Origin of the sequence: Neobacillus driksii, assembly GCF_013409995.1 — a bacterium.
In the GTDB taxonomy this organism is placed as follows: Bacteria; Bacillota; Bacilli; order Bacillales; family Cytobacillaceae; genus Neobacillus; species Neobacillus driksii.
In genome coordinates, this window is sequence record NZ_JACCBX010000014.1 from 61692 (window position 1) to 78270 (window position 16579).

The window sequence follows — 16579 nt, forward strand, 5'->3', positions numbered from 1 at the left end:
TGAGCCACCAGAACCGTCCCCGCGGTGTTCATCTTACTTTTCTGCTGAGATTATTAAGAACATAGGTCTACGGAGTTCATCTTTCATTTCAGCAATGCTCTTTAACATTTCTTCAGAGGGAATTGGTTCCTTGACTGTCCTTACAATAAAACCAGCATTAATTAAGTCATTGATATAAGTTGAAAATGTACGATGATATTTTATTACGTTTTCAGTTAGGAATGTTGTTTCACGCAACCCTTCCGATTGGTAATTGTCAACTGCCCAATGTAGACGATTCCCTTTGTCATCATAATACCAATCTTGCTCGTTCCGTGAAGTGAAAATAGGATGTTCAACTGAAAAAACAAAAGAACCTCCAGGCTTCAGACAATCATAAACCTTTTTACAGATTGCTTCAAAGGACTTAATATAGTGAAAAGCTAATGAACTAATGACAACATCAAATTGAGAGTCTGAAAAATTAATGTCTTCAATTGGCATGTTAACGTAAGAAATTAAAGAATCATTCGTCATTTCACGAGCTTTTTGAAGCATTTTTTCAGATATATCTACTCCAATAACAGACCTTGCTTGCTGTTCACGAGCATAACGGCAATGCCAGCCAAAACCACATCCCAAGTCAAGTACACTTTTATATCGAAGTTCTGGTAAAAGTTCTTTTAATACGTGCCATTCTCCCGCACCTTCAAGTCCTTTGACTGAACGTGGCATTTTTTCATATGCCAAAAAGAAATTTACATCATCATACTTGTTTTGCTTCATAATTTATACAACTCCTAAATATTAAGTTAGCCTCCTAAAACAACATCAATTCTTTCATAAAGTCGGCGGATAAAAATGCTTCAACGAAAAATCGATATAATCTTACTTTGGTAACTCATTACTTATTCTATAAATTGTTAAATAACCCCTTCTTCCATTAAACTCTCCCCTTAAGCGAAGAAAATAGAACCAGTCCATTAAATTCTTTGTAATGATTGTAGTGAAAACTTAAAACAAAGAGTACAAGCATTGGAGCATAGATATAAATCAACTTTTAATTGAAGGAGGATTTTATGATGGGTATTTTAGCGAAAATCAGCTGTAAATTAAAAGGTCACGTTTATGAAGAAACAAATCAGAAACCCGATGGATGGGGATATATTGCAACTTGGTTTTTATGTAACCGATGTGGTCATGAAAAATTAGTCACGAAGCGTGAGGATGAAGCTTAATGTTGGGCATCAAGTAACGGTGCCTGTGTATTGCCCGTATTTTAGATAACAAATGCTCTCTCCTAACAATCAGACATAACAACATTATTTCACAGCGCTTTAGTAAAAATGAGTGTCAAATTCTTATCAATTTGGCACTCTTTTTATGCTCACAGCAACACGAAATATGGCCGAGTTAATCCCGGCGCTACATATTTACAGTGTTTTATACATAATTGGTTATTATAACTGGATTCGAAATTCTCCAGTTCAAATCGATGGCGATTCACAGCAATTATTTAATTGACGGTAAAATAAACTATATAGTCTATTTTAGCAACCAAGAATTTATTTGAAAGGGTGAAATTATCGGGGGGAGTATTTATGATGAAAAGGGTAAGGGGTTAATCATGAATTCCATCCAGCACATAACAGACCAACATGTCGATATTCATTAGTTTTAATGAAAAAAACCCGGATTAATCTTTCCGAGTTTCATTTTGTTGGACACTTTCTATTAGTTCTATTTCGCCCCAGTCCATAAGATTGTTTCTTTTCACTTCTTCATAAATTTTTGAATGAAGTACCTGATCCTTTTGTTCTTCATTAGCTGTTCCTTTTTCCATTCTATATCACCTCAAGATATAGTATGTTTTATAAACGATAAATTACACATTATCAGCCTTCATGCTATACGCGCATGAAGGCTGATTTTTTGCAACATTAATCTGAATGCTTCATTTTATAAATAACATATCCGGTATAGAGTTGAAATAAATCTGTGAACTTTTTCGGATTTTTGCTTGTTAATATTTCAATTCTTTGTAAGCGATAGGCCAAACTGTTCCGATGGATATGAAGTTCCTTCGAAATCGCATTCATATCACCACTGTTTTTTATATAGCAAAGAAGTGTTTCAATGAGCTCTTGTCCTTTAGGTGTAGCCTCAAACTCCTGAAAAAAATGGCCGATTTCACTAAATGGTAAATCTTTATTTGTTAAATAATCAATAAACTTTAGCTCTTGATAATAACAAAAAGTGGAAGGCAGTGTTAGTTTTTCAGCGATATCAATTGCCCGTTCTGCTTCATGCACTGATTTTGATACAAGTGTAGTGCTGCCGCCAATTCCAATTTTCGTACGAGGATGGGTATTCATCTGTTCCAATCTTTTTAAGATATCACTATCCGTCGGCACAATGAAAAGTAACGCAGAATGATTTAGTTTGAATGAAAATTCTTGGTCTTTTAAATAGGCTTCTTTAATGGTTTCACCCTTAACGATAATGGCCATTCTTTCCATCGTAACATTAATCCCCATTGCTTCGCCGTTATTCTTAAACACAGCATCATATTGATCTTGACGAAAAACCCATTGATATAAAAACTCCTCCTTCATTTGCTCCTGTATTCTACGTTCTTTAAATAGATATTCCTGGTTAATTAATAATTCTGCAGTTACGCGGACTAATTCAGCAAAAGGTTCAACAATGGCTGGTTCTCCGCTTATTCCAATCACGCCGATAATTTTATTTCTGAAATGGATCGGGATATTTACACCTGGCATGGAGGGACCTTCTGAATCATAGATGCAAACAATGGTATTTTGTTCGACTGCTGCTATCGCCCCTTGATGCATTTTACCTTTTCTATTTGCGTCCCCACTTCCAATAATCATCCCTGTTTCATCCATAATATTTACATTGTAGGGTATAACGGTCATTACTTTATCGGCAATCTCTTGGGCTAGTACTTTATTAATTTTCATCTGCCAATCCCCTTGAATTATACAATTATTTGAAAAATTTGTTTATTTGCCTAAAAAATTAAACAGTTTCTTAGTAATTTGAACGATTGTTTTATTTGTAAGACAATTATACAATAAAACATGTAAGCGGTTACTGAGAATTGCGAAAAAAACTAAAATATGTTCGATTTATTGTAATAAAACGAACATATGAAAAATTTTCGCCATATTAGATTCTAATAAAGTCATAAACCACTTGTTCATTTGCCTAAAATACACATTCTACGAATCTGACAAAATTTTTGGAGTTTCAGTAATTTAACTAATGAGAGAACGAGAGGAGTTAAAACAATGTTTAAACCAAATGGGGTCATTCCTGCATTAGTCACACCTTTAGATAGAAATGGAAACTTGATGGAAGAGGCTTTACGAAAGGTAATCGATTACACAATCGCAGGTGGGGTTCATGGATTATTTGTTTTAGGAAGCAGCGGTGAAATTTACGGGCTAACGCCAGAGCAGAAGCGCCGGGTTGTGGAGGTAACAGTTGATCACACCGCTGGAAGAGTTCCCATTTATTGCGGGGCTAGTGAAATCACTACGAAAGACTGTATTCAAACCGCACAAATGGTAGAAGAGATTGGCGGTGTTGCAGCGATATCTGTCTTAACTCCGTATTTTATGTCACCAACGCAAACAGAGTTGGCCGAGCACTTTAAGACAATCGCCAAGTCTACAAAACTGCCAATTATTCTTTATGGGAATGAAGCTCGTACACAGGTGAAAATTGATGTGAAGACTTGCGAAGAGCTTAGTAAGGTTGATAACATTATCGGAATTAAAGATAGCAGCGGAGATATGACGAAAACGGCTGAGTACTTACGAGTCACCCCTCGCGAATCATTTTCCGTTTTACTTGGACGCGACACACTCATTTATGCAGGTTTATGTCATGGTGCCACTGGAGCGATCGCGAGCACAGGTAATATTGCACCTAAATTGGTCGCAGATATTTACAATACGTTCGTTGCAGGCGACTATCAAAAATCACTAGAATTGCAGTTTAAACTTGCTCCACTACGTTTAGCCGTGGATAAAGCAACATTCCCTGTTGTGTTAAAAGAAGGTTTACGAATGGTAGGAATTGATGTGGGTTATGCATTCGCTCCTGCAGCAGAAATGAATCCTGAAAGCAAGCAAATATTAGCCAATGTATTAAAGGACTTAGAGCTTTACCAAACCAACTAATTTCTCGACAGAGAGGAAGAATGACTATGCCATTAGTTTATGTTGCATTAGCTGTTACTCTTATTTTGGTTTTGATGATCCCGTTAAAAATAAATGGTTTTATTGCTTTAATTATTGCTGCTTTATTTGTGGGCTTTCTTCAAGGGATGCCAGGCGATTCATTACTCGAGTCTATTTACGGAGGTATCGGGGGGCAGCTTGATGAATTGATTTTGATTTTAGGATTTGGAGCCATGATCGGAACGGTTATGGCTGATGCTGGAGCAGCTCAACGGATTGCCACCACCCTAATCGACAAAATGGGAATTAAACGGGTTCAATTCGCGATGTTGATTGCCGCTTATATCCTTGGGATTACGATGTTCTTCGAAGTTGCCTTTGTCTTATTAATTCCATTAGTTTTCACGATTGCACGTCAAACAAAGTTAAATTTACTTTGGGTAGCAATCCCGACATCGGTTGGATTATCGACTACACATAGCTTCCTGCCTCCGCACCCAGGACCAGCAGCGGTTGTAGACGCATTCGGTGCAAGCATGGGTTTAACATTGGTGTATGGCTTGATTATTGCCATTCCTGTAGGTGTTTTCATCGCTTTAACGTGGCCAAGACTGCCATTTGTAAAAAAAATCAATCCTTCTATTCCTGCTGGGATTGGCAGTACGAAAATTTTTAAAGAGGAAGAAATGCCTAGCTTCTTATCCAGTATCACAGTTGCACTTGTCCCCGTGGTGCTCATTGGAATATCTGCCGCTTGTGAAGTTGCTTTACCAGAAACGAATAGCTTTAGACATGCTATGGAATTCTTTGGTTCCGCTACGATTGCCTTAATGCTTACTCTATTGCTCTCCTTCTATTTGCTTGGAACAAGGGTTGGCCGTTCCTTAAAGGACGTAATGTCATCGTGTTCTAGCAGTGTAAAGCCGATGGCCATGATCATCCTGGTAATTGGTGCCGGTGGGGCATTCAAACAGGTATTAGTAGACAGTGGTATTGCTGATTATATCAAGGAGTTAACAAACGGGTGGGATATTTCTCCCATTGTCCTTGCTTGGTTAATTGCAGCTATCTTGCGTATTGCTCTTGGGTCTGCCACTGTTGCGGTTATGACAGCAGCTGGTGTGGTTCTTCCAATCGCTCAAGCTTCTGGTATTAGCTTGGAATTAATGACTCTGGCTGTAACTTGTGGAAGTATTGCTTTCTCCCACGTAACAGACCCTGGCTTCTGGATGTTCAAAGAATATCTCAACCTATCAGTTGGCCAAGCGATTAAGATTAGAACTACTTATACAACGGCACTTGGTATCCTTGGATTGTGCGGTGTACTAATTCTCAATATGTTTATTGGATAAATGAATTTTAGGAGTGAAGGAATAATGAAGAAAATTGGATTTATTGGACTAGGAATTATGGGTAAGCCTATGAGCAAAAACTTGCTCAAAGCGGGATATCAAGTGATTGTTAGTGATTTTAATAAAGAGGCAAGTAAAGAACTGGAACAATTAGGAGCGGAAGTAGAATCAACACCAAAGGCTATCGCTGAAAAATCAGATATCGTCATCACCATGTTACCAAACTCTCCAAACGTAAAGGATGTTGCTTTAGGAGAAAACGGAATTATTGAAGGTACCCATGAAGGATTAATTTATGTGGACATGAGCTCTATAGCACCAGCTGCTTCTCAAGAAGTATATCGAGCATTAATCGAAAAGGGCGTTGAAATGTTAGATGCTCCTGTCAGCGGCGGGGAGCCAAAAGCAATTGATGGCACCATTTCTGTTATGGTGGGCGGCAAAAAGGAAGTATTTGAAGAAGTGAAGGATGTATTAGCAGCCATGGCTGGATCGGTTGTGCACGTGGGCGAAATTGGTGCAGGTAACGTGACGAAGCTTGCAAACCAAATCATTGTGGCATTAAACATTGCAGCGGTATCGGAAGCATTTGTCTTAGCGCAAAAAGCTGGTGTGAACCCAGAAGCTGTGTACCAAGCCATCCGCGGCGGTTTAGCAGGAAGCACGGTATTAGATGCAAAAGCACCGATGATGTTAGACCGTAACTTCAACCCTGGTTTCCGTATAAACCTGCACATGAAAGATTTAACAAATGCGCTAGAAACCAGCCATGAGTTCGGTGCTCCAGCTCCATTAACGGCAGCTGTTCTAGAAATGATGTATGCCTTGAAAGTAGATGGTTATGAATTTGAGGACCATAGCAGTCTAGTAAAATACTATGAAAAATTAGCGAATACAGAGGTTTCCCGTTAAGTTATTGAAAAAACTTCATAGAGAACGTGGCCATGCGTTCTCTCTATTATAAAATGGATTGGAGAAATTGCCATGAATACAGTTGAGAAAGTGATTAACGCTACTCCAGTTGTTACGGAAATGGAAGTATATCCGGTTGCCGGCTGTGACAGTATGTTATTAAATCTTAGCGGTGCACACGGTGCCTATTTTACTAGAAACATTGTGATCTTAAAGGACAGCAATGGTAATGTGGGTGTAGGTGAAGTACCCGGCGGCGAAGGAATCCGTAAAACACTTGAAGATGCTAGAGGGATCGTAGTTGGTTCATCCATTGGTCATTATAACAATATCTTAAATAAGGTTCGAAAAGAATTTGCCGGCCGTGATTCAGCAGGCCGCGGTTTACAAACATTTGATTTACGGATTACCATTCATGCGGTTACTGCCCTTGAAGCAGCATTACTAGATCTATTAGGGAAGCACTTAAATGTTCCGGTTGCAGCTCTTCTTGGTGAAGGCCAGCTGAGGGATAAAGTTAAGACTCTTGGTTACCTGTTCTATATTGGTGACCGTAATCGGACAGAACTTCCGTATTATAGTAATCGTGATTCTGATGTGGAATGGTATCGTGTCCGCCATGAAGAGGCGTTAACACCGGAAGCAATTGTACGTCTCGCTGAAGCATCACAAGAACTTTACGGCTTTAAAGACTTTAAGCTAAAAGGCGGCGTTTTAGAGGGGAAAGAAGAAATCAAAGCCATTAAGGCATTAAAAGAAAGGTTCCCTGATGCAAGAATTACCCTTGATCCAAACGGTGCTTGGTCATTAGCGGAAGCGGTTGAGCTTTGCAAAGATATGCACGGAATTCTAACCTATGCAGAGGATCCATGTGGTGCAGAAAATGGGTACTCCGGCCGTGAAGTGATGGCTGAGTTCAGGAGACAAACAGGTCTTCCAACGGCAACGAATATGATTGCTACGGACTGGCGTCAAATGGGTCATACCATTTCGCTGCAATCAGTGGATATCCCGCTTGCCGACCCACATTTTTGGACGATGCAAGGTTCTGTCCGTGTAGCGCAAATGTGTAATGAATGGGGACTAACGTGGGGATCTCACTCGAATAACCACTTTGATATTTCACTTGCCATGTTTACCCATGTTGCCGCGGCTGCTCCGGGTGAAATTACGGCGATTGATACACACTGGATTTGGCAGGAAGGTATTGAACGTTTAACGAAGGATCCATTCCAAATTGTTGGTGGACACTTGCCGATCCCAGATAAGCCAGGTTTAGGTGTAGAAGTAGATATGGAGCAAATCCTAAAGGCACATGAAGTATATAAAAATTTGGGACTTAACTCTCGTGACGACTCAGTCGGTATGCAGTTCTACATCCCTGGCTGGAAATTTGATAACAAGAAACCATGTCTTGTTCGCTAAACAATATTGGGGTGGCTGTGAGGGTCACTCTTCTTTTAAAACTGAATGTTGTGTTTGGAAAATAAGCGGAGAATTTCCGTCTAAATTGGGAAATACCTATATTTCCTTAAAAATAAGCGGAGTTTTTCCGCTTATTGTATCCAAATCCTTGGATTTTGTCTTATTTAAAGCAGTTAACCGGAATATCTCCGCTTATATCTGCTTCATAAGCCTCCTCTATATACAATAGCCGGAAATTCTCCGCCTATGAAATCTCAACCTGCACGAAAATCAACAATGAATTAACCATTAAACTTATTAAATGTAAAGGACAGATTATGATGAAGTTTGTACTAGCACCCGATTCATTTAAGGAAAGTATGACGGCGAAGAAGGCTGCCCTTGCAATGGAAAAAGGTGTAAAAGCCGTTTTTCCTGATGCAGAATGTGTCATTGTCCCCATGGCGGACGGCGGGGAAGGCACCGTTGAATCTCTCGTCAGCATGACAAATGGCGAGATGATTAAGACAGAGGTGCTCGGACCACTAGGAGAAAGTGTCAATGCAGAATACGGTCTCTTGGGGGAGGGGCAAACCGCAGTTATTGAGATGGCAAGTGCAAGTGGATTAGAATTAATTAAGCCTGAAGACCGCAATCCCTTATTGACCACTTCTTATGGAACCGGACAATTAATTAAACATGCATTAGACAAAGGGGTGAGCCGGTTTTTAATCGGAATTGGCGGCAGTGCAACAAATGATGGAGGGGCAGGGATGCTCCAAGCACTTGGTGTTTCTTTTAAAGATGAAAATGGCAACGAGCTCTCGTTTGGCGGCGGCGCATTGGGTCGTTTGCATACGATTGATGTAAGCGGGTTGGATGAAAGAATTAAACATGCAAAGTTTGATGTAGCTTGTGATGTCACCAATCCACTAATCGGTGAAAATGGAGCGTCAGCTATTTTTGGCCCCCAAAAAGGAGCAACAGCTGAAATGGTACACGTTCTGGACCAAAACTTATCTTATTTTGCTGATGTTATGAAAGAGCAAATAGGCCAGGATATTGCCCATCTAGATGGTGCTGGCGCTGCGGGCGGTCTTGGTGCGGGGTTAATGGCCTTCTTAAATGCCGAGTTAAAAAAAGGAATTGACTTTGTTATTGAGTATACTCGGCTGGAGGAACAAGTCAAGGGAGCAGACTATGTTTTTACGGGAGAAGGCAGCATTGATGCCCAGACATTGTTCGGCAAAACTCCTTACGGGGTGGCGAGTGTAGCTAAAAAACACTCTGTCCCTGTAATTGCTTTTGCTGGCAGAGTTGGCACTGGAGTGGAATCGTTATACGATAACGGATTTAATGCCATTATTGGAATTTTAAAAGGTGTGACAACATTAGAGGAAGCATTTAATTCCGGAGAAGAGAATTTAGCATTTGCGGCCGAAAATATTTGCCGAGTATTGAAGATATAGTGATAGTAGAACGCTGCTGGCATTTCGCAGCGTTTTTTCCGCTGGTGAAGTAGGACAGAAATATAATATAATGGGCTTACAAAAATGTGAAAACAAGGAGCCCAAAAATGGACGAAACTCCAAGAAAAATCATAGTTGAGTCAGTAAATCGTACTACTTTATCCAAGCAGGTGGTCGAAAGTATTATTCAACTATTGATTAGTGGTCAGATGAAACCTGGAGATAAACTGCCTACGGAAATGGAACTAATGGAAATACTTAACGTCAGCCGTCCCGTGTTACGTGAAGCACTCAGCTCTCTTGAATCGTTGGGGGTTATTAACCGAAAAACACGAGAAGGTACTTTTTTTAATAATAAAATTAGCAGCCATCCCTTTTCTATTATGTTATCCCTTGCACATGATAATCTGCAAGCAATGGTTGAAGCGAGAATGGCATTGGAATTAGGTTTAATTACCATTGCGGCTGAGAAAATTAGTGACGAAGATCTCAAAAGATTAAAACAAACGATTGAAATCATTGAAAACAGTAAAGATCAAAACTATGGCGAAGCCGATATTGAATTTCATCGGATCATCGCCTTAAGTGCCAATAACCAGATTGTAGAGGGAATGGTAGATTCATTAATTGTCACTCTTGTCAAAATCAACAGTGAAATAAAAGTTCGAGAACCAGAACGAACCATCGAGCATCATATGGCGATTTATAAAGCATTGGAAAAAAGGGATCCGTTTGAGGCGTTTCATCAAATGTATTTACACCTTGATTACGTCCGACACAAAGTTTTAAAAAATCTTCACGGGAAAAAAGATTAATTTTTTGCTCAAACAAAGGTGGAATTAACAGGGTTAGTCTTGCGACTAGCCTTTTTGTTTGTGCATGTAGAGGCTTGGCACGTAAACAGGGTTTTATAAGATTAATCAGGAATGCAAACACCACTTAAAAATTGTTTTTTTCTTGGCTTTCTTTAATGCTAAGAAAATCTTAAGATTTACATAAAGTGTTTGTTAAGATTTCATGGGTATCATGATCCTAGAAGCAAAAAAAGGGCGATATGATATCAAATACATAGATAGGGGCGGGTTTCATGAACATATTGGTCTGTGATGATGATAAGGCAATTGTGGATGCGATAGGAATTTACTTAGAAAATGAAGGCTATCAAATATTCAAGGCTTTTGACGGGATAGAAGCTATCGAAATCATCGATCATCAGGAGATCCATCTCATTATCATGGATATTATGATGCCTAGGATGGATGGGATAAGAGCTACCATGAAGATTAGAGAAGATAATAAAATACCATTGATCATGCTTTCGGCCAAATCTGAGGATTACGACAAAATATTGGGATTGAATATAGGAGCGGATGACTATATCACCAAACCTTTTAATCCATTAGAGCTCATCGCAAGAGTGAAATCACAACTGAGAAGATATACATCTTTTGGAGGACTTGAAACCAAAAGTAATGTCTATCGAACCGGCGGACTAATTGTCGATGATGAAAGTAAGACAATCACCGTCGATGGAGAGAGCGTCCACCTTACACCGGTACAATATAAGATTGTAAAGCTTCTGACTGCAAACGCCGGAAGGGTTTTCTCCATTGAGGAGATCTATGAGAAGGTATGGAATGAAGCGGCCTTTAGTCCGGAGAACACGGTTACCGTTCATATAAGAAAAATCAGAGAGAAAATAGAAATCAATCCGAAAGAGCCAAAATATTTGAAGGTGGTGTGGGGAGTTGGATATAAAGTTGAAAAAATATAGCCATTTACTTACGACAAAAATTGTTATTTTTATCGTGATGATTCTCTTTTTTACAGATATCATCAAAGCATTTGTAGATGTAGAATTCGTCAATGATGGAGATTTTGGGATCGTTTTTGAAGAAGACTACTTTCACAGCAGTGATTACGTGCGGGAAAGCGACGCGATTATCGGTCAGCTAACCAGACTGTTAACGGAATTTAAGAGTGAGGAACATATCGTAAACGGCAGGTCAATTAGTGAGGATGAAGTAAGAAGTGAAGAAGAAACCTTGTATTCGGATTTCCAGGTTAATTCCAAAAATTTTAATCCTAATTTAAGTGAAAAGGAAAACTACGATAAATTTAAAGAAGAGTACGCCGATAAGATCTCTCTGGCAAGGGATAGGCTGATCAAGAACGATTTAAGAGAATTCCATTCCATTGTGCAAAATCTAGAAGAGATTGAACACCCTTTGTATTATGGCAGTGACGGTGTAAATGTCTATACCAACCGTACTCAGGTTGAAAAAGAACAGTATAAAACCTATCCTTCTTATCTCGTGTTTGATGGTTATAAAAGAGAGATTTATCCAAAGGAAATAGAAGAGAATGAGCACTTCTATCAAATTAACGAAAGAATAGAAGAATTGGATCCAGAAAACCAAGTTGTCTATGTTGCTTTTACGAAGGAATTTTTAACCTCTAAAATGGATAAATGGAAAGATCAAAAAGAAGTTATCACAACAAGTTTTTATCAATTTTTAGCCTTTTTAACAGGATTTATCCTTACCTTTTTATATTTAGTCCTCGTGATTGGGAGAAAGTCTTTTACAGACAAAGAAGTAAAACTTAATCCAATCGATAAATTATATATTGATGTAAATCTGGTACTACTCATGTGCCTAATGGCTCTTTGGGTTGGCTTAGTAGACAGCGTTAATATCAAAAATATGGATGTGTTGGTCTTTCCGATTACAATCCCGATTGCAGCCGCTGGGTTCGCGCTTGTTCTATCACTGGTAAGGCATATCAAGAATAAAACGTTCTTTACACATACCTTAATCTATAGGCTGATCTATCTGATGGTTTCATTTGTGAGAAATGTCTATGATAGTGGAAATGTTGGGGTAAAGACGGTATTACTGGTCATCGGATATCCACTATTGGTTGCGGCAACGTTTTTCATGTTTCCGGTAACCCTGGGAATTGCAGCCTGGTTTGCCTATAAGCGTGTTAAGTCGTTCACGGCGATACAAGAAGGGGTAGCACGAATAAAGGATGGAGATATCCAGCATAGCATCGATGTGGGGGGGAAGGGAGAGTTTGCAAAACTTGCCTCCAATATAAACAGCATCACGGATGGTTTGCAAAAAGCAGTTAGCAGTGAACTCAAAAGTGAGCGCTTAAAAACCGAACTGATCACCAATGTGTCTCATGACATTCGAACACCTTTGACTTCTATTATTACCTATGTAGATCTATTGAAAAAAGAAAACGACCCATCGAAGATTGAACAATATATTGAGGTACTGGATCAAAAGTCGAAACGGTTAAAAGTGCTTACAGATGATTTATTTGACGCAGCAAAAGCCTCCAGCGGCAATATCCCCGTTCAGTTTGAGCGAATTGATATTATCTCTTTAATCACCCAGGGGCTTGGGGAAGTGAATGATAAAATTGAAGATTTAGATTTAGCATTTAAGTTCAGTCATCCTAAGGATAAGGTGTATATACAAGCTGATGGAAAATTACTATGGAGGTCCATCGAGAACGTATTATCCAATATATTTAAATATACGCTTAAGGGGTCAAGAGTCTACATCGATATCGAAGATGCAGGAAACGAAGTTCTTCTCACCTTCAAGAACATTTCTGCCTATGAGTTAAATATTTCAGCAGACGAATTAATGGAGCGTTTTAAAAGAGGAGATGAATCCAGATCGAGTAATGGAAGCGGGTTAGGGCTATCCATTGCGAAAAGCCTAATTGAAATCCAAAAAGGTAAATTTACGATCCAAGTAGATGGAGATTTGTTTAAGTCGATGATCTATTTACCTAAATATAAAAATAGCAATGATTGATACTGCATGGGAATAGGATATCGTTGAGATGTTCTATTCCTTTTTGTTGTCATGATAGATTTAACTCCTTTGGAAACTTGGCTTTCATGGGGGATTGGTCACAATATGCATATAGGTTGAATTAATAAGTCTTTCATTCTAAAATGTATTATCTCCATCTTTTCCAATTCATTAGGTGAATGAAAAAACCTTATAGAAAGGACAGAAATAGTGAATAAATTAACAGGTACCAAACGATTACAACTTGCTTTACTTTTAGGGTCTCTTTCATTATTAGGTCCTTTTACCATTGATACGTATTTACCTTCCTTTCCTACTATAGTAAAGGAATACAACACTACTGCTTCTCTAGTACAGATTAGTTTGACCACCTGCTTATTAGGATTGGGATTAGGTCAATTGATTATTGGACCCATGAGTGATGTTCAAGGTCGGAAGAAGCCGCTGCGATTTTTCCTCATTATGTATTTACTCACTTCGGTGGTATGTGCATTTGCCCCTTCTATTTATATCTTTATCGGGGCGCGTTTCTTGCAAGGCTTTGCAGCTGCAGGCGGACTCGTTATTTCGCGAGCCATTGTTCGCGATGTCTATAGTGGAAGGGAACTTACCAAGTTCTTCGCGTTATTGATGTTAGTGGGGAACCTCGGGCCGATTGTAGCACCGATTGCAGGTGGGATTATACTGGCATTTACCGATTGGTCAGGTGTTTTTCTTGTTTTAGCCTGTATAGGGATTGTATTGTTCTTAATCGTTTTATGGAAACTGGAAGAAACATTACCACAAGAAAACCGTGTCCCTAGTGATATCTCACAAATTGTGAAGAATTTTGGCTCCTTGTTAAAAGATCGCCAGTTCACTGGTTATGCTCTTACGCAAGGCTTCATGGTTGCTGGAATTTTCGCATATGTTTCGGGAATTTCTTTTGTCTATCAGAATATTTATGGTGTGACTCCCCAAGTGTTCAGTCTATTGTTCGGAGTCAATGGAATTGCGCTCATTATTGGAACTCAGATGGTTGGCCGCTATGCAGGTGTTTTCTCGGAGAGGACTTTTTTAAAGATTGGGTTATTGATTGCGAACTTAGCAGGTTTGGCTTTATTGGTCGCTCTTCTAGTTAAGGCACCCCTGATTGCCGTTGCGATTCCAATTTTCTTTTTTGTCTCATCAATTGGAATCACTGGTACCACTTCGTTTGCATTAGCAATGGAGACACAAGGGCATATTGCGGGGAGTGCTTCTGCGTTATTAGGACTCCTTCCATTTGTACTCGGATCATTAACCGCGCCCCTCGTAGGAATTGCAGGGGAATATACGGCGATTCCAATGGCGGTTATTATGTTTTCAGCCAGCTTACTGGCATTCTTATCTTATTATGGATTAGTTGGAAAGGGTTCTTTACGGGTTCAGGCTATAAAATAATGAACTGCGTTACTCTTTAATGTTCGATAAAAATGTCCTTTAACGATGGATTCTTACCCATTCTAGCTTTCAACTGGAATGGGTTTTTTTTGATACATAATAATAAATGATTGTACCAAAATAATAGGGTTAGGATTAGGGGGTGGCTTATGGAATACAGCGAGTTTTGGGAGCAAATATTTAAGAAGAATACAGAGGTAAATGGTTTCTATTCTGATTACTGGAAAGACTATTCAGATTTTGGAAATTGGCAATTTTGGGTCGTTTTAGCGTTATTGATTATTCCTCTGTTTGTTTTGTGTTTTACAATTGACCGAAAAAGGATTTTTGAGTTGTTTTTCTTTGGTTATACCGTACATATTCTTTGGACGTATATTGATATCGCACTTGGAAGAAACGGTTACTTTGTTCACAAATATTTTTTAACACCCATACTGCCAAACGCAGCCAATATGACAGCTTCTGTGTTACCGGTAGGTTTCTTGCTTGTGTATCAATACTGTACTAATAAACAAAAAAACTTCTATTTATATACAATAATCTTAAGTGCCTGCTTTGCTTTCGTTTTCGCTTCTATTGAGCAATTTATGGGATTTGTGGAATTTAGAAAAGGAATGAATCAATTTTACCTTTTCCTTATAGATTTAGGGATCGTGTTTATTTCTTATTGGTTTACGAAATTTATCCTAAAAATTAAAAAAGGGGCAAAATCCTAATCGCACAAAATAGATCACTGGTTAAGCAAAGGGAGAGGAAATATTATACCTCTCCCTTTGTGAAAAACCAAACACAAAATTCACGTGCTATATATAATGCAACACCTATTGTAATTAAAGAGGTATACCAATCCCAATGTATGTAATTGATGAGGCTGGTGTATTTTTCGATAATTACTTCAGCAATGGTCAAAACAGAACTAAATCCAACATAATATCCTACTTGAATTAGGTTACTTCGATGATTAGGATACCAAACATTAAAGGCGGCACATATGACTGGAAAGGCATAATACTCAAACGTGAAGCTCGTCCGATTAACAGTAGGAAATAATCGAACAGGATATTCAAGCAGTCCAAACTCTACGACCACTAATCCTATAAGAAAAGTAATAATCTGCTGGAACAAAAATGCGACAACCGCAAGACGAATTTTATTTTTAGGTATGAAAAAAAGAATTCCTGTTGCCACTACCCACACGGATAATAAGAGCCACCATTCAATTCTCATTCATTTCCCACCGCTCCGCCTGAAACAAGGCCTTGTCCTTAAAGAACCAATTACAGCAGACTTGACTCACATAAAAGAGAAATACAATGTACATCCACATCCCATACCACTTTAAAAATTCATATTCTAATAAATCTGTATATCTCTCAATGACAATATCAAACAAGGAGATCACTGAGACCCATACAAAAAAGTATGTAATCCTTGACCATAGATTACCCTTTGATCTCCTATGGACGTAATAGATGGCAAACAATACGGGATAAAAAAAATAATCGATTGTAAGGGGAAGATCAGTGGCTTTTGGCAGCTCTCTTACAGGCGCTCTTAATAGATCATATTTAAAAGCAGGTATATCGCAAAGCCATATGACGGCTTGGAACATTAAGAAAGCCAAAAATCCCTTGCGCCGATCTTTTCGTGGAATAAACAGAAACAAGCCAACAAAGCCGAACAGCCACATTGCTACCAAAATCAAACGCTCCATCAGCATGTTTAGAAACTCCCTCCGGTTGAGTGGGTTTTTACTATTTATTTGCATTTTTCCTTTGGTAAATTCATGTTATACAATAAAAAACGCATAAAAGTTTAAATAATGCCTTTCATTAACCTATTTTTTTATCGTGCCTTCCATTTCGTCAATCCTCGCACTCATTTTTCGATGAAAACCTGTTATGATAAAAGGTTTCGCTCCAAACTAATCAAACGTTTGATACACTTTTTAATGTCATATCCAGTATGCAATTGTATGAATTTGGCCATTTATC

Annotated in this window: 16 protein-coding genes; 11 read left to right on the plus strand and 5 right to left on the minus strand. The window is 38.7% G+C overall.

The features are described from left to right. Positions 1-33: 33 nt before the first annotated feature. Positions 34-765 carry a class I SAM-dependent methyltransferase gene (locus tag F4694_RS25570; protein ID WP_179602737.1) on the minus strand — a complete coding sequence of 244 codons (732 nt, stop codon included), beginning with the start codon at positions 763-765 and terminating at the stop codon, positions 34-36. A gap of 293 nt (positions 766-1058) precedes the next feature. Between F4694_RS25570 and F4694_RS25575 the strand changes: the two genes are divergently transcribed. Continuing rightward, on the plus strand, positions 1059-1217 hold the full coding sequence (locus tag F4694_RS25575; protein WP_179602738.1) for a hypothetical protein: 159 nt from the start codon (positions 1059-1061) through the stop codon (positions 1215-1217). 458 nt (positions 1218-1675) lie between these two features. Here the strand turns inward: F4694_RS25575 and F4694_RS25580 are convergent, their stop codons facing one another. After that, complete coding sequence (locus F4694_RS25580; RefSeq protein ID WP_179602739.1) at positions 1676-1822, minus strand: hypothetical protein; 147 nt, start codon at positions 1820-1822, stop codon at positions 1676-1678. Positions 1823-1919: 97 nt separating this feature from the next. Then, positions 1920-2963, minus strand: a complete 1044-nt coding sequence (locus F4694_RS25585) for a CdaR family transcriptional regulator (protein ID WP_179602740.1) — start codon at positions 2961-2963, stop codon at positions 1920-1922. Positions 2964-3293: 330 nt separating this feature from the next. Between F4694_RS25585 and dapA the strand changes: the two genes are divergently transcribed. The 10 genes from dapA (at position 3294) to F4694_RS25635 (ending at position 15301) form a co-directional block, all read left to right on the plus strand. Next, complete coding sequence (gene dapA / locus F4694_RS25590) at positions 3294-4190, plus strand: 4-hydroxy-tetrahydrodipicolinate synthase (RefSeq protein ID WP_179602741.1); 897 nt, start codon at positions 3294-3296, stop codon at positions 4188-4190. 26 nt (positions 4191-4216) lie between these two features. Beyond that, a complete protein-coding gene (locus tag F4694_RS25595) occupies positions 4217-5542 on the plus strand; it encodes a gluconate:H+ symporter (protein WP_179602742.1) in 1326 nt (441 codons plus the stop codon). Positions 5543-5566: 24 nt separating this feature from the next. Further along, positions 5567-6454: a 2-hydroxy-3-oxopropionate reductase gene (gene garR / locus F4694_RS25600; protein WP_179602743.1), complete on the plus strand. Its 888-nt coding sequence runs from the start codon at positions 5567-5569 to the stop codon at positions 6452-6454. A 72-nt stretch (positions 6455-6526) separates the two neighbouring features. Then, a complete protein-coding gene (gene gudD / locus F4694_RS25605; protein ID WP_179602744.1) occupies positions 6527-7879 on the plus strand; it encodes a glucarate dehydratase in 1353 nt (450 codons plus the stop codon). A gap of 320 nt (positions 7880-8199) precedes the next feature. Continuing rightward, positions 8200-9327 (plus strand): glycerate kinase, encoded by a 1128-nt coding sequence (locus F4694_RS25610; RefSeq protein ID WP_179602745.1) that lies wholly within the window; start codon positions 8200-8202, stop codon positions 9325-9327. A 107-nt stretch (positions 9328-9434) separates the two neighbouring features. Next, on the plus strand, positions 9435-10142 hold the full coding sequence (locus F4694_RS25615; RefSeq protein ID WP_179602746.1) for a FadR/GntR family transcriptional regulator: 708 nt from the start codon (positions 9435-9437) through the stop codon (positions 10140-10142). 272 nt (positions 10143-10414) lie between these two features. After that, a complete protein-coding gene (locus F4694_RS25620; protein ID WP_179602747.1) occupies positions 10415-11101 on the plus strand; it encodes a response regulator transcription factor in 687 nt (228 codons plus the stop codon). Continuing rightward, a complete protein-coding gene (locus F4694_RS25625) occupies positions 11076-13163 on the plus strand; it encodes a HAMP domain-containing sensor histidine kinase (protein ID WP_179602748.1) in 2088 nt (695 codons plus the stop codon). Before F4694_RS25620 ends, F4694_RS25625 begins: the two co-directional genes overlap by 26 nt. A 210-nt stretch (positions 13164-13373) precedes the next feature. Then, positions 13374-14585, plus strand: a complete 1212-nt coding sequence (locus F4694_RS25630) for a multidrug effflux MFS transporter (RefSeq protein ID WP_179602749.1) — start codon at positions 13374-13376, stop codon at positions 14583-14585. Positions 14586-14734: 149 nt separating this feature from the next. Then, positions 14735-15301: a hypothetical protein gene (locus F4694_RS25635; RefSeq protein ID WP_179602750.1), complete on the plus strand. Its 567-nt coding sequence runs from the start codon at positions 14735-14737 to the stop codon at positions 15299-15301. A gap of 43 nt (positions 15302-15344) precedes the next feature. Here F4694_RS25635 and F4694_RS25640 read toward each other — a convergent pair whose 3' ends face one another. After that, on the minus strand, positions 15345-15812 hold the full coding sequence (locus F4694_RS25640) for a CBO0543 family protein (protein ID WP_179602751.1): 468 nt from the start codon (positions 15810-15812) through the stop codon (positions 15345-15347). Next, on the minus strand, positions 15802-16305 hold the full coding sequence (locus F4694_RS25645; protein WP_179602752.1) for a CBO0543 family protein: 504 nt from the start codon (positions 16303-16305) through the stop codon (positions 15802-15804). The genes F4694_RS25640 and F4694_RS25645 overlap by 11 nt, the downstream gene beginning before the upstream one ends. Positions 16306-16579: the final 274 nt, after the last annotated feature.